This window comes from Nonomuraea phyllanthi, assembly GCF_006334985.2.
GTDB classification, from domain to species: Bacteria; Actinomycetota; Actinomycetes; order Streptosporangiales; family Streptosporangiaceae; genus Nonomuraea; species Nonomuraea phyllanthi.
In genome coordinates this window covers 14,940-29,374 of record NZ_VDLX02000017.1, presented here as the reverse complement: position 1 = coordinate 29,374, position 14,435 = coordinate 14,940, and the positions used below count along the sequence as shown (strand labels likewise).

Annotated in this window: 9 protein-coding genes; 2 read left to right on the top strand and 7 right to left on the bottom strand. The window is 73.2% G+C overall.

Annotated features, from left to right (window positions below):
- Nucleotides 1-3: 3 nt before the first annotated feature.
- The gene (locus FH608_RS36435; RefSeq protein WP_139634942.1) at nucleotides 4-1,176 is read right to left on the bottom strand and encodes an ArsB/NhaD family transporter; all 1,173 of its coding nucleotides are present in this window, start codon (nucleotides 1,174-1,176) and stop codon (nucleotides 4-6) included.
- Nucleotides 1,177-1,231: 55 nt separating this feature from the next.
- On the opposite strand from FH608_RS36435, the gene FH608_RS36430 reads away from it, so the two are divergent.
- Entirely contained in the window at nucleotides 1,232-6,910 is a 5,679-nt protein-coding gene (locus FH608_RS36430; RefSeq protein WP_139634941.1) for a WD40 domain-containing protein, read from the top strand.
- Here the strand turns inward: FH608_RS36430 and FH608_RS36425 are convergent.
- Entirely contained in the window at nucleotides 6,899-7,519 is a 621-nt protein-coding gene (locus tag FH608_RS36425) for a TetR/AcrR family transcriptional regulator (RefSeq protein ID WP_139634940.1), read from the bottom strand. The two genes, FH608_RS36430 and FH608_RS36425, sit on opposite strands and share 12 nt — an antisense overlap.
- Nucleotides 7,520-7,617: 98 nt before the next feature.
- Between FH608_RS36425 and FH608_RS36420 the strand changes: the two genes are divergently transcribed.
- Nucleotides 7,618-8,448: an SDR family NAD(P)-dependent oxidoreductase gene (locus FH608_RS36420; protein WP_139634939.1), complete on the top strand. Its 831-nt coding sequence runs from the start codon at nucleotides 7,618-7,620 to the stop codon at nucleotides 8,446-8,448.
- A gap of 355 nt (nucleotides 8,449-8,803) precedes the next feature.
- Here FH608_RS36420 and coaE read toward each other — a convergent pair whose 3' ends face one another.
- From coaE to rpsA, 5 genes are all read right to left on the bottom strand, one after another.
- Nucleotides 8,804-9,406, bottom strand: a complete 603-nt coding sequence (gene coaE / locus FH608_RS36415; protein WP_139634938.1) for a dephospho-CoA kinase — start codon at nucleotides 9,404-9,406, stop codon at nucleotides 8,804-8,806.
- A 9-nt stretch (nucleotides 9,407-9,415) separates the two neighbouring features.
- Entirely contained in the window at nucleotides 9,416-9,889 is a 474-nt protein-coding gene (locus tag FH608_RS36410) for a GNAT family N-acetyltransferase (RefSeq protein WP_394367723.1), read from the bottom strand.
- A 14-nt stretch (nucleotides 9,890-9,903) separates the two neighbouring features.
- On the bottom strand, nucleotides 9,904-11,520 hold the full coding sequence (locus tag FH608_RS36405; RefSeq protein ID WP_139634937.1) for an alpha/beta fold hydrolase: 1,617 nt from the start codon (nucleotides 11,518-11,520) through the stop codon (nucleotides 9,904-9,906).
- Between the two features lie 108 nt (nucleotides 11,521-11,628).
- Nucleotides 11,629-12,762: an epoxide hydrolase family protein gene (locus FH608_RS36400; protein WP_139634936.1), complete on the bottom strand. Its 1,134-nt coding sequence runs from the start codon at nucleotides 12,760-12,762 to the stop codon at nucleotides 11,629-11,631.
- A gap of 131 nt (nucleotides 12,763-12,893) precedes the next feature.
- Complete coding sequence (gene rpsA, locus FH608_RS36395; protein WP_139634935.1) at nucleotides 12,894-14,375, bottom strand: 30S ribosomal protein S1; 1,482 nt, start codon at nucleotides 14,373-14,375, stop codon at nucleotides 12,894-12,896.
- Nucleotides 14,376-14,435: the final 60 nt, after the last annotated feature.

Below are 14,435 nucleotides of genomic sequence, written 5' to 3'. Positions count from 1 at the left end.
GCCTCAGCCGAACCGGACCAGCGCCCACACGGTGGCGAGCAGCCCCACGACGGCCAGGCCGGCGCCGGTGAGCACGAAGCGGCGCATCGGCACCTTGACCGCGTGGCGGCGGCACGACTCGAACCACAGCAGCGTCGCGAGCGAGGCCCACGGCGTGATGACCGGCCCCACGTTGGTGCCGGCCAGCAGGGCGAGCAGCCGGCCCTGCTCGTCGGGCGGGATGACGGTCTCGACGGCCTTGTAGGCGGGCAGGTTGTTGATCGCGTTGGAGAGCCCGGCCCCGACGGCGGCCGTGCGGTAGGGGTCGCCCTCTGTGCCGACCATCCACGTCATCAGGTCGGACAGGCCGTGCCTGCTGAGCGTGGGCACCACCAGGAACAGCCCCGTGACGAAGACGACCAGCTGCCACGGGATCAGGCTCCAGGTCAGCCGCTCGCGGGCGCGCAGCAGGAACGCCGCCACCACGATCACGGCCGAGGCCGTGGCGGCGACCGCGACGTGCGCCTTCATCAGCAGGAGCACGATGAACAGCAGGCAGCCGGCCGAGGCCGCGGCGAACAGCGCGCGGTCGGCCACCGGCTCCAGCAGCGGCGGGGTGTAGCGCAGGTCGCGCCGCTCGCCGCGGCGCCAGTAGAACACCCACAGGAACGCCATCGTCACCGCGATCGAGGCGAGCTGCGGCGCCCACATGCGGGCGGCGAACTCCTGGGAGTCCAGGCCGATCTTCCGCATGCCGAGGAGGTTGGTGAGGTTGGAGACGGGCAGCAGCAGGCTCGCGGTGTTGGCCAGCCAGATCGTGGTCATGGCCAGCGGGAGGGCGGCGATGCGGGCCTTGGGGGCGAGGGCGAGCATGACGGGGGTGAGCAGCACCGCCGTCGTATCCAAATTCAGAAATATCGTGATAAATGACGCAAAGGCGGTGCACATGAAGAAGAGGGCGGCGTAGTTGCCGCGCCCCAGCACCGCCATCCTCGCCGCGATCGCGTCGAAGACCTGCGCCTCCTTGGTGAGCTCGGCCAGCACGATGATCGACACCAGGAAGATCAGCAACGGCCAGATCTCGTCGAGGCTCGCGACCGCGTCGGCCCACGGCAGCAGCCCGGTCGCCACGAAGGCCAGCCCGAGAACGAGCAGCCCGATCCTGATCAGGTCCAGCACCGCAAGACGCCGCCACACGTGTCGATGATCGCACAGGCTGCACAATCCCGTATCCGCAAGGGATACTGGCCAGATGGCGCGTGACGGCAGGCCGACCGAGATCTTCGTCAGCTACTCCCCGGCCGACACGGCCTGGGCCACCTGGATCGCCTGGGAGCTGGAGGCGGCGGGCTACCGGACCATGATCCAGGCGTGGGACTTCGTGCCCGGCACCAACTTCATCGACTTCATGGACCGCGGCGTCAGCGAGGCGCAGCTGGTCGTGGCGGTGCTCTCGAGCAACTACCTGACCTCCCGCTACGGCCGGATGGAGTGGCAGGCGGCCATGCGGGCCGACCCCGACGACCCCTCCAACAAGCTCGTCACGATCCGGCTGGAGGACGTCCGGCTCGACGGGCTGCTGTCCACGATCACCTGGGTCGACCTGCTGGGCGTGACCGACGCGGGCCAGGCCAGGGCGCTGCTGCTGGGCCGGGTGCGCGAGGCGCTGGCGGGCCGGGCCAAGCCCGAGTCGGCGCCCGCGTTCCCTGACGGGTCCGTCGTGCCGGCGCCCGCGCCCACGCTGCCCGAGCCGGCTGAGCGGGCCAGGGCGCGGCGCGCGCCGGTGACGGCGCCGAAGTTCCCGCCGGCGGCGAACGCGGCCGGGGGCCGCGAGTCCGTCAGCGTGCTGCACGTCGGCGGCCCGAGGTTCGGCCGGGCGCTGCCCGACCCCGGCGAGCCGTTCACGCCCGAGGACATGCAGGCGCGCATCTGGGCCGACCTGACCGCCATGTACGACCGGGGCATGCCGCGCCCCGACCTCATGGTGGTCAGCGGCGACCTGACCGAGTCGGGCAGCCTGCGGCAGTTCGGGCAGGCGACGCGGTTCGTCACCGACCTGCGGCTGCTGCTCGGGCTGGAGCCGCACCGGCTGATCCTGCTGCCCGGCCCGCGCGACGTGACCAAGGCGGCGGCCAGCGCGTACTTCATGACCTGCGAGGCCGACGACGTGAGCCCGCAGCCCCCCTACTGGCCCAAGTGGCGGCACTTCGCCGGCCTGTTCTCCGAGGTGTACCAGGGGCTGGACGACCGGGTGTTCGACGGCGGGCAGCCGTGGACGCTCTTCGAGGTGCCCGACCTGAAGGTGGTCGTGGCGGGGCTCAACTCGACGATGGCGATGAGCCATCTGGAGCGCGACGCGTACGCGCTGCTCGGCGAGGCGCAGGCGGCCTGGTTCGCCGAGCGGCTGCGGCCGTACGAGGAGAGCGCGTGGCTGCGGCTGGGCGCCGTCGGGCACCCGCCGGGCGAGCTGCGCGACGCGCCGACGTTCGAGCGGCTGCTGGCCCACCGCCTCAACGTGGTCTTCCACGGCGGGGGCGGCGACGGCGCGGAGGGCCGGATCGCCGCGCCGCGCTCGGGCCGGCACCAGGTGGTCGAGATCACCCCCGACGGGCTGCGCACGTGGCTGCCCGACGCGGGCGAGCCCGAGGCGGCGCCGCGGCGCTGGCGTGCCGTGGGAGCCACGTTCACCGGCCAGAGCCCGCCCTCCGGCACATCCGCGGCACCGCCGGAGCCCAAGCCGGACGAGCGCGCGCCCAGCCCCGTCGAGCTGCTGCTCGACCGGATCGCCGAGGTCTGCGAGGCCCGGCACGAGCGGGCCAGGATCCGCCGGTTCGACGCGCACCTGGTGGTCACCCACCCGGATGACGGGTTCGTCCGCCAGACGATGATCGGCGCGCACGTGGGAGAGGTGACCGAGGCCGCCGCCGACGCCTTCGCCCGCCAGGCGCACGCCACCGGCCTGGCCGCCGAGCTGGTCCACCAGGGGCCGCCCGCCTCCCGCGCGATCCGCGACGACCTCATGCGCAAGGGGGTGCGGCTGCGCAGCTTCACCGAGTTCCAGGGCCTGCTCGACCTGACGGGCTACGTCACCGAGCAGACGGCCAGGGTGACGGCCGACCGCCGCTACCCGCCCGGCCTGTACGTGCCGCAGCGCTACCGCGAGCTCGACCGCCCCGGCAACCAGATCAGGCACGGCCTGACCGACGAGCTCATGCGGCTGCTGGCCACCGACCACGGCCGGTTCCTGCTGCTGCTGGGCGACTTCGGCCACGGCAAGACGTTCGCGCTGCGCGAGCTGGCCCGGCGCATCCCGGCCGAGCTGCCGCACCTGACGCCGATCCTCATCGAGCTGCGCGCCCTGGACAAGGCGCACTCGGTGGACGCGATGGTGGCGGCGCACCTGGCCGCGCACGGCGAGGAGGTCATCGACCTCAAGGCGTTCCGCTACCTGCTGCGGCAGGGGCGCATCGTGCTGCTGTTCGACGGGTTCGACGAGCTGGTGACCCGGTTGACGTTCGACCGGGCGGCCGACCACCTGGCCACGCTGCTGGCGGCGGCCGAGGACAAGGCGAAGATCGTGGTGGCCAGCCGCACCCAGCACTTTAAGTCGCACAGCCAGGTGCTGACCTCGCTCGGCGAGATGGTCGGCGTGCTGCCGCAGCGCCGGGTGCTCGGCGTCGAGAACTTCACCCACGACCAGATCCGCTCCTACCTCGCCAACCGCTTCGCCGACGGCGACGAGGCCACGGCCCGCATGTCGATGCTGGGCGAGATCAAGGACCTGCTCGCGCTGGCGCAGAACCCGCGCATGCTGAGCTTCATCTCCGATCTCGACGCCGACCGCCTGCGCACGGTGGCCGGGGCCCGCCACACGATCAGCCCCGCCCTGCTCTACCAGGAGATCCTCGGCTCCTGGCTGGCCTTCGAGGAGCGGCGGGCCAAGGTCCCCGGCTCGGCCACCGCGCTCACCGCCGACGAGCTGTGGCGGGTGGTGACCGCCCTCGCGGTGCGGCTGTGGGACACCGGCGAGTCGCTGCTGGGCGTCGACGAACTGACCGAGATCGGCGAGACGCTGACCGACCTGGCCGACGGGCAGCTGTCACCGGCGCACGCGGCGTACCGGATGGGCTCGGGCAGCCTGCTGGTGCGGACCGAGGAGGGCATGTTCGGATTCATCCACACCTCGGTGATGGAGTGGCTGATCGCCCGCCACATCGCGCTGGACGACCTGGCGCTGCTGTCGCGCCGGCCGCTGTCGGCGCTGACCGTGGAGTTCCTGTGCGACCTGGCCGACGTGCGGGCGCTGCGCGCGTGGGTGGCCGACCCGCCGGGCGACGACGTGTCCACGGCGAACGCGGTCAAGATCGCGGCCAGGCTGCGCACGCCCGCACGGGCCGACCTTCGCGGCGCCAACCTCAAGGGCGAGGACCTGTCCGCGAGAGACCTGCGCGAGGTGGACCTCACCGGCGCCGACCTGTCGGAGGCCACCCTGGCGGGCACCAACCTGGCCAGGGCCACGCTGCGCGAGGCGAAGCTGGTGGGGGCGCGGCTCGACGGCGCGGTGCTGACGGGCGCCGACCTGACCGGCGCCGACCTGTCGGGGGCGCGGCTGGCCCAGGTGGACCTGAGCGACGCGACGGTCGAGGGCGCCCGCTGGCACCGGGCCTCGCTGATCAACGTGACCGGCACCCTGCCCCGCCTGCACGGCGCGGCTGTGGTGCCGGGCCGGCCGGTGGAGGTGGAGTTCGCGCCGGCCGGCATCGGCGTACCGTACGGCTACCACTTCGAGACCAGCCGCCTGCCCGAGCCCATCGCCTACAGCCCCGACGGCGCCACCATCGCCATCGGCAACGAGGACGGCGGCGTGCTGCTGTGCGCCGGCGGCGCGCCCGTGCGCACGCTGCACGGGCACCGCGGGCGGGTCTACGCGGTCACGTTCGGGGGCGGCCTGCTCGCGACCGGCGCGAGCGACGGCGCCGTGCTGCTGCGGGACGCCCTCACCGGCGAGCTCCTGCACCGGCTGGCGGGCCACGCCGACGGCGTCTGGCCGGTACGCCTCAGTCCCTCGGGCGACCTGGTGGCGGCCGGGGGCGGCGACGGCCTGGTCCGCGTGTGGGAGACCGGGTCCGGGCGGCTCGCGCACGAGCTGGGCGGCCACCGCGCGCCGATCTACACCGCGTCGTTCGGCCGCTCGACGCTGGTGACGGGCGACGCGGCGGGCGTGGTGCGCATCTGGGACCTGTCGACCGGCCAGGTGAAGGAGACCCTCGACGGCCATCGCGGCAGCGTCTACCGCGTCGTGCACAGCCCGGACGGCCGCCTGCTGGCCACCGGCGACGAGGCGGGCACCGTGCACCTGTGGGACACCGCCACGTGGACGCCGCTCCACGTGCTGACCGGGCACGCGGGCAGCGTCTACTGCGTGGAGTTCTCCCCCGACGGCTCGCTGCTGGCCACCGGCGACACGGCGGGCGCGGTGCGCCTGTGGGAGACGTCGGGCGGTTCGCTGGGCGTGCACACCACGCACGCGGCCTCCGTCTACCAGGTGACGTTCAGCCCCGACGGGCGGACGCTGGCCAGCGGCGACTCCGGCGGCGTGGTCCGGCTGCAGCCCGTCGAGGGCGGGCCGCGGGTCGAGCTGACCGGCCATCGCAGCTCGGTGTGGCCGTTCGCGTACCGGCCCGACGGCCGGCAGCTGGCCACCAGCAGCAACGACGGCACCGTGCGGCTGTGGGACCCCGAGTCGGGCAAGTGCCAGCGGGTGCTGCGCGGCCACGGGCGGCGCATCTCGTCCGTCAGATTCAGCGCCGACGGGTCGATGCTGGCGACCAGCGGCAACGACGGCGTCGTCCGCGTGTGGGAGCCGCGCACCGGGCGGCGGCTGCGGGAGTTCACCGGCACCGCCGACCGGCTCATCTCCGCCCTCTTCTCCCCCGCGCCGTCCCCCTCCGGGCCGGTGCTGGCCACCGCCAGCAACGACGGCGGGGTGCACTTCTGGAACGCCGCCACCGGCGACTACGAGCGCGAGCTCAACGCCGAGACCGACCACGTCTGGGCCGAGGCGTTCAGCCCCGACGGCGCCCTGCTGGCCACCGCCAACGACGACGACAGCGTCCGCGTCTGGTACCGCCCGACCGGGCGGCTCGCGGGCACCCTGGCCGACCACCGGGGGCGGGTGCGCTCGATCGCGTTCAGTCCCGACGGCGCCCATGTCGCCACGGGCTGCGACGACAAGCTGGTGCGGCTCTGGCACGTGGCCTCCGGCGACCTGGTGGCCACGCTGGAAGGGCACGCCGACCGGGTCTACTCGGTGACCTTCTCCCCCGACGGCCGGCTGCTGGCCAGCGCCGGCAACGACGGGCGGGCCATGGTGTGGGAGCTACGGCCGGATCTGCCGCGGCCCGACCAGGCACGGCCCGACCAGGTGCGGCCCGATCAGGCGCGGCCCGATCAGGGGTGGCCCGGTCAGCCGTCGCGGGCTGATCAGGCGTGGCGGCCCCGGCTGCGGCACGAGCTGCGGCACGAGGGGCGGCTGTGGAGCGTGGCGTTCGACGCCTCGGGCGAGCGCCTGGCCACGGGCGGCGACGACCTGCTGGTCCGGGTCTGGGACACCGCGACGGGGCAGGCGCGCCACTCCCTGGCCGGGCACGCCCGGCGGGTGTGGTCGGTCGCCTTCAGCCCCGTCTCCGACCTGCTGGCCAGCGCGGGCGACGACGGCGTGGTGATCCTCTGGGAGGGCGGGGAGCGGCGCGCGACCCTGCTGGGGCTGGCCGAGGGGTGGGCGGCGCTGGCGCCGGACGGGCGCTACAAGGTGCAGGGGGCGACGGCGGGGCAGTTCTGGCACGTGATCGGGATGGCCCGGTTCGAGCTGGGCGAGCTGGACGCTCACCTGCCGGGGGTGCGGCAGGTGCCCCTCGACTCACCCTTCTGACCCGGAGCGCGGGTCGTCCTCCGCGAGATCCTGCCCCGACATGCCAGAATTGCCGGACATCGGACGGCCGAGCAGCGCGGAGGCGACGCTCTGCACGTGCGGCGCCAGATCGCCCGCCCCCGCCTGGGCCAGCGCGGGGGTGGCGACCACCGAGCGCAGGATGCCGATGCCGACCAGCCAGGCGCTGAGCAGCTCCGCCCGCAACTGCGCGTCCTCGCCGCGCGCCAGGTCCTCCAGGGCCCGCACGTACGTGTCGCAGACCTCCTTGCGGATGCGCTGCCTGGCCTCCTCGTGGGCCGACGAGCGCAGCATGGCCACCAACGGGTGCTCGCCGCCGTACGTGGTCCAGTCGGCGAACACCACCGACTCCAGCATGCGGGCGACCAGTTCCTCCGGGGGGCCGTCCAGCAGGTCGCGCGGGATGTCGGCGGTCACCTCGTCGAACAGGCCCTTCTTCGAGCCGAAGTACCGGAAGATCAGGGTGGCGTCCACGCCGACGTCCCCGGCGATGTCGCGGACGCTGGTGGCGTCGTAGCCCTCGCGGGCGAAACGCAGTCTGGCGGCCTCCAGCAGCCGCGCCCGGGTCGCCTCCCGGTCTCTCTTCGGCACGCGGCCCCCTCTCCATAGTCATCGACCGTTGACATTGTACGGCGTCGCTGTGCTAGCTTCTGCCAAGTCAGCGTTCGATGACTCATAGGAGACGACATATGCGGACATATGTTGTGGCGGGCGGCACGACGGGAATGGGGCGTGGGCTGGCCCTGCACTTCCTGCGCCGGGGCGACCAGGTGACGGTCGTGGGCAGCGACCCCGTGAAGGGGCGGCTGCTCCTCGACGAGGCCGCACGCTCGGGCGCCGGGGATCGGGCCGCGTTCGTCCAGGCCGACCTCACGTCGGTGGCGGCGAACGTACGGGTCATCGAGGAGATCAAGGAGCGGCACGATGTCCTGGACGGGCTCGTCCTGACCGCGCTCCGCCACTTCCCCCGCCGGGTCGAGACCCCGGACGGCTTCGAGGCCACCTTCGCGCTCTACTACGTCAGCCGCTTCCTGCTCGGCTACGGCCTGACGGACCTGCTGGAGACGGCCGAGCTACCGATGATCGTGAACGTCTGCGGCGTCGGCGTCACCAAGGGCGCGATCCACTGGGACGACCTGTCGCTGAAGCGCGGCTACGGCCCGGTCAAGGCCATGCTGCAGGGCGGGCGCGCCACCGACCTGCTGGGCGTCGCGTACGCCGCCAACCATCCGGGCGGGCGCACCCGATACCTGCTGCACCACCCCGGTTTCACCGACAGCGGCACGGCCACCCTGGCGCAGCCCGCCAAGACAATCGTCAAGCTGCTCGCCAAGCTCATGGCCCAGCCGGTGGACGTCAGCATCCAGCCGATCATCGAGCTCATGGACGACCCGCCGGGCAAGGGACTGCTGGCCTACGACCGGCGCACCCCGGTGGACCCGTCCCTGCCGACCCTCGACCCGGGCAACGCCCGCCGCCTCTACGAGCGCACCCGCCACCTGCTCGGCGACCCTCGATGACCCCGCTCATCCCTGACCGCCCCATCGGCGCGTGCGGCGCCCGCTCACCCCGGCGACCCGACCAGCCAGTTCCAGGAGGCGCGCCCGGTCCAGCGCGGGGCCCAATCGTCAACCCAGACAGCACGACCCATCAGCCGCAGGCAGTCGCGCCAGCCAGCCCCGGTGGGTCGACCATCGGCTCATGGCGACGCGTCCGGTCGACGCGCAAGCGGCCGCTCTGGTCAGCCGCAGGCTGCGCCTCAGGTTCAAACGCGGGCGGCCGCTCCAGCCAGCCCCGGGAGGGCCGTCGGCTCCGGGCTACGCGTCCGGTCGAGCGCAAGCGGCCGCGCCAGTCAGCCGCGGGCGGCCGCGCCAGTCAGCCGCGGGCGGCGCGTCTGGTCAGGTCTTCCCAGACCTCGTCCACGCGGGCGTCCAGCTCCTCCAGCGTGCCCTCGTTCGGGATCACGACGTCGGCCACGGCCAGCCGTTCCTCGCGGCTCGCCTGGGCGGCGATGCGGGCCTTGGCGTCGGCCTCCGGCATGCCCCGGTGCTCGGCCAGCCGCCTGAGGCGCACCTCGTCGGCCGCGTCGACCACGATCACCACGTCGTACAGGGGGGCCAGGTTGTTCTCCGCCAGCAGCGGCACGTCGTAGACGCTGATCGCGTCGTCGGCCGCCTGGCTCTGCAGCTCGGCCACCCGCTCCCCCACCAGCGGGTGCACGATCGCGTTGAGCGCCGCCAGCCGCTCGGAGTCGGCGAAGACGATGGAGCCGAGCCGTTCCCTGTCGAGCGAGCCGTCGGGACGCAGCACGCCGTCACCGAACGCGGCCACCACCCTGGCCAGCCCCGGCGTGCCCGGCTCGACCACCTCGCGCGCGATGCGGTCGGCGTCGATGACGACGGCGCCCTTGGCCGCGAGCCGCCTGGCCACCTCGCTCTTGCCGGATCCGATGCCGCCCGTGAGCCCTATTTTCAACACGGGCAAAGCCTACGGGGTCGCCGGGTCCTGCTGCCTGCGCAGGTGGATCAGCGTGAGGTGGTCGTCCATCCGCTCCCGGCGCGTCTCGCGGTAGCCGAGGCGGCGGTAGAGCCTGAGGTTGGCCTCCGACAGGTGCCCGGTGAACAGGTCGAACGCCCGCGCCTCCGGCACCGCCTCGTGCAGCGCCGCAAGCAGCGCCGTGCCGATGCCCCGGCCCTGGTGGTCGGGCGCGACGACGAGGCGGCCGACCAGGCAGGTGGTGCCGGACACCTGCCCGCGCACGGCCCCGACGACCCGGCCCGCGTCGAGCGCCTTGAGCATGACGGCGCTCTCGATGATCTTGCGGACCTGTTCGAGCGACTCGACGAGCGGCGGGATGTACGGATCGCCGTACAGCTGGGCCTCGCTCACGTAGGCCGCCCGCTGGACGGTGAGGATCTCGCCCGCGTCGGCCGCGCGTGCCCTTTCGATCTGCACGAGCAGCACCTTACCGCCGATCAGAGGGTCGCGGTCAGCTCGGCGGGGCAGGAGGCGCCGCGCTCCGGCAGCACGCCGTTGACCAGGTAGTTGTGCACGCGCGTGCGCAGGCAGGTCGCGCGGAGCCTGCTCACGCCCTGGAGCAGGTACGCGCCGGATCCGTCGCCGTGCCACAGCACCCGCGTGCCGGGGATCCGCGGGGCCGGGTGGGCGGCGACGTCCAGGCGGCCGATCCCGACCAGCGCCCGGGGGCCGTTGCGCGGGCCGGGCGCGTGCGGGGGCCAACTCGGCGCGACTCCGCGCGGCAGGCCCAGGCAGCGTGCGAGCTCCTGCCGGGCGGCCAGCCACCCGATCCGGGGCGCGACCTTCCGCAGCCGCGCCTCCATGGCGTGGACCAGCGGGTCGCTCGGCACGTCGGGCACGAAGTCGTGGCAGTACAGGATGCCGGTGACCGTCCCGGGCGGCGCCGGCGCGGCCACGTCCGCCATCGCGGCCAGTGCGGCCGCGTCGCCCTCCCTGGCCGCGGACATGGCCTGGGCGAGCTGCGGCCAGCGCTCCGGGACGAGCCCGGCATAGACGGCGGCCAGCAGCCGCCTGGTCTTCACCAGGTGCCCGGGGCCGGCGTTCAGCGGCGTGCGGCGGCGCAGGTCGGCGAGGACCGCGACGGCGTCGTCGTGGCCGAGCGGGCAGCCCCGCCGCGCCCGGCACCAGTCGCGGAAGGCGAACAGCCGCCGCTCGGCCGCCCGCGCCTGCGCCGTCACCCTCCGCTCCAGGCCGGCCTCGGTGTGGTCGGGGCCGCCTTCGAGGTACATGCGCCCGGCCGTGTCCGGGAACAGCTCCAGGTACGCCTTCCCGTACACGGCGCCGTAGGAGGAACCGAGGTAGCGCAGCCGGGGCTCGCCAAGCGCGGCGCGTACGGCGTCGAGGTCGTGGGCGACCTGCCAGGACGCGAGCCCGTCGTAGGCGGGTCCGGCGGCGGCCCGGCAGCTGTCGTCGTAGGCGGCGTTGTCGCGGGCGTAGCGGCGCCACGCGCGCTCTCCGGGCGCCAGGAGCAGCCGCCGGGGGTCGGGCTGGGCCACGGGGCAGGCCAGCATGGCCGCGCTCCCCCGGTCGCCGAAGCCGCGCGCCTCGACCAGCACCACGTCGAACCACCGGGTCAGCTCGCTCACGGTGTCGGGCCGGGCGCGTACCGCCTGGATGGTGGAGCCGTCGCCGAGGTTGACCATGAGGGCGCCGAGGGTGCGGCCCGGGTCCCGCGCGGGCATCCGGGCCAGGTCGATCTCGGTACGGGGACCGTCGGGGGCCGACCAGTCGACGGGCACCGGCAGCTTGGCGCACTGCAACCCGTCGCCGCAGTCCAGCCACGGGGGAAGGGACAGGGCCGCGGCGCCCCCGCCACCGAACGCGCGCGCCGTAGATCCGCGCGCCGCCGTCCGCACCGCTCGGCCGCCGCTCGCCCCAGGAGCCCGCCCACTCGCCACAGGAGCCCTGCCGCTCTCCGCATGGGCCCTGCCGCTCTCCGCGTGGGCTCCGGCGCCCGCCGCCTTGAGGGAGGCTCCGCCGGCCGCCGGTGAGACGGCCGCCGCGGCCGCCAGCGCGGCCGTCGCCAGGATGGTCACCCGCTGAGCCTTGCCCACCGCGTCTCCCCGAGAGTCGTACGTGTCGACGGCGCAGGTCAGTCTGGCAGCGTCAGGCCCGGCGGGAGGGGGGCACGCGACGGCCCCAAGGTAAAATCTCCGGCTCGCTCAGCGGATCGCCCGGAAAAATGCGCGTATGCCGGCCACCAGCCCATCGGGCGCCGCCATCGCCACCATGTGACTGGGACTCCGCGCGTCTCCCCAGTAGACGAGGTCGTTGTCGCGCTCGGCGATGCGCCGCATCACCGGGGGCCCGCCGTGGGTCACGCCGGAGGGCACCGCGCGCTGGTTCACGGGCAGCCCGGCGGCGCCCTCGTAGTACGTCCAGGACGACGACCCGCCGGTGCCGGTCAGCCAGTAGATCGTGGCGTTGGTGAGCACCTGGTCGCGCCCGATCGGCTCGGCGCCCGACCCCCATCCGTCGAACTCCTTGAACCGCTCCACCAGGTACGCCAGCTGCGCCACCGGCGAGTCGGCGAACCCGTGCGCGAGCGTCTGCGGCCTGGCGGCCAGGTAGGGGCCGTACCCGCTGCCTCCGGCCATCCGCGCGGCCATCTCCTTCAGCTCGGCCAGCTCCTCCTCGCCGGCCCCTTCGAGCTGCGCGGGGTCGCCGGTGGGCACGCCGAGCCCGGCGGTGATGAGCGAGCCGGCCACGTGCTCGCCGTCCAGCGCGGCCAGCTGGGGCGTGACCATGGCCCCCGCGTCGTTGCCGTGCGCGCCGTACCGCTCGTATCCGAGCCGGCGCATGAGCTCGGCCCACGTGCGGGCCACCCGCTCGATGCTCCAGGGCCGCTCGTCGGCCGGCTCGGGGAACGGCGAGAAGCCGAAGCCGGGCAGCGACGGCGCCACGACGTGGAAGGCGACGCCGGGGTCGAGCCCGTGCGCGCGGGGGTCGGTGAGAGGGCCGATGACGTCGAGGTACTCGGCGACGGAGCTGGGCCAGCTGTGCGTGACGATCAGCGGCAGGGCGTGCGGCTCGGGCGAGCGCGCGTGCAGGAAGTGCACGGTCTGGCCGTCGATGGCGGTGGTGAACTGCGGGTACGCGTTGAGCCTGGCCTCCTGCGCCCGCCAGTCGTACGCGCCGGCCCAGTAGTCGGCCAGCTCTTTCAGGTAGGCGACGGGCACGCCGCGGCTCCACCCGCCGGGCAGCTGCCGCGCCCACCTGGTACGCCGCAGCCGCTCCCGGAGGTCGTCGAGGTCCGCCTGCGGGACGTCGATGCGAAAGGGGTTGATCTCGTCCATGGGCACCACGCTAGGAGGCGATGCGGCAAGGTTCTTTCCGCATTCGCCAGGTGGTCCGGACATGCGGAAGGCCCCGCACCGGGCATGGTGCGGGGCCTTCCAGGTGAAGCCTCAGTCAGAGCCGGACGATGTCAGCTCTGGCCGCCGGCGAGCTTCTCCCGCAGGGCGGCGAGAGCCTCGTCGGAGGCGAGGGCGCCCCCGGCCGGGGACGACGAGGAGCCGCCCGACTGGGCCTGCGACTCGCCGCTGTAGGAGGACGGCGCGGCCTCGCCCGCCTCCGCCTCGGCCTTGCGGGCCTCCTCGATCTGCTTCTTGTGGGCCTCGAAGCGCTGCTGGGCCTCGGCGTACTGCCGCTCCCACTCCTCGCGCTGCTTGTCGAAGCCCTCGAGCCACTCCCCGGTCTCCGGGTCGAAGCCCTCGGGGTAGATGTAGTTGCCCTGGTCGTCGTAGGTGGCCGCCATGCCGTAGAGGGTCGGGTCGAACTCGACCTCGGCGCCGACGCCCTCGTTGGCCTGCTTCAGCGAGAGGCTGATGCGGCGACGGTCGAGATCGATGTCGATGATCTTGACGAAGATCTCGTCGCCGACCTGGACGACCTGCTCCGGGATCTCCACGTGGCGCTCGGCCAGCTCGGAGATGTGGACCAGGCCCTCGATGCCCTCCTCGACCCGGACGAACGCGCCGAACGGCACCAGCTTGGTGACGCGGCCCGGCACGACCTGGCCGATCTGGTGGGTGCGGGCGAACTGCTGCCACGGGTCTTCCTGGGTGGCCTTGAGCGACAGGGAGACGCGCTCGCGCTCCATGTCGACGTCGAGGACCTCGACCGTGACCTCCTGGCCGACCTCGACGACCTCGGACGGGTGGTCGATGTGCTTCCAGGACAGCTCGGACACGTGGACCAGACCGTCGACCCCACCGAGGTCGACGAAGGCGCCGAAGTTGACGATCGAGGAGACGACGCCCTTGCGGACCTGGCCCTTCTGGAGGGTGTTGAGGAAGGTCTGGCGGACCTCGGACTGCGTCTGCTCGAGCCAGGCACGGCGCGACAGGACCACGTTGTTGCGGTTCTTGTCGAGCTCGATGATCTTGGCTTCGAGCTCGCGCCCGACGTACGGCTGCAGGTCGCGGACACGGCGCATCTCGACCAGGGACGCCGGGAGGAAGCCACGGAGGCCGATGTCGAGGATGAGACCACCCTTGACGACCTCGATGACGGTGCCGGTGACGATGCCGTCCTCGTCCTTGATCTTCTCGATCGTGCCCCAGGCGCGCTCGTACTGGGCGCGCTTCTTGGACAGGATCAGGCGGCCCTCTTTGTCCTCCTTCTGGAGAACCAGGGCTTCGACGTGCTCCCCGACCTCCACGACGTCAGCAGGGTCGACATCGTGCTTGATCGAAAGCTCACGCGAGGGGATGACACCCTCGGTCTTGTAGCCGATATCGAGAAGAACCTCGTCTCGATCGACCTTGACGACGGTGCCCTCGACGATGTCGCCGTCGTTGAAATACTTGATGGTCTCGTCGATCGCCGCGAGGAAGGCTTCCTCGGACCCGATGTCGTTGACCGCTACCTGCGGGGTGCTCGAGGTGGCCTCAGTGCTGGACGTCATGTGTGGAATTGCTCCGAACGCGGACAGGATGTCGATGTGGCGGATGCGCGGCAGGCCCTC

Coding starts and splice junctions, on each gene's coding strand:
- FH608_RS36430 (WP_139634941.1), top strand. CDS start 1,232: ATGGCGCGTGACGGCAGGCCGACCGAGATCTTCGTCAGCTACTCCCCG.
- FH608_RS36420 (WP_139634939.1), top strand. CDS start 7,618: ATGCGGACATATGTTGTGGCGGGCGGCACGACGGGAATGGGGCGTGGG.
- FH608_RS36400 (WP_139634936.1), bottom strand. CDS start 12,762: ATGGACGAGATCAACCCCTTTCGCATCGACGTCCCGCAGGCGGACCTC.
- rpsA (WP_139634935.1), bottom strand. CDS start 14,375: ATGACGTCCAGCACTGAGGCCACCTCGAGCACCCCGCAGGTAGCGGTC.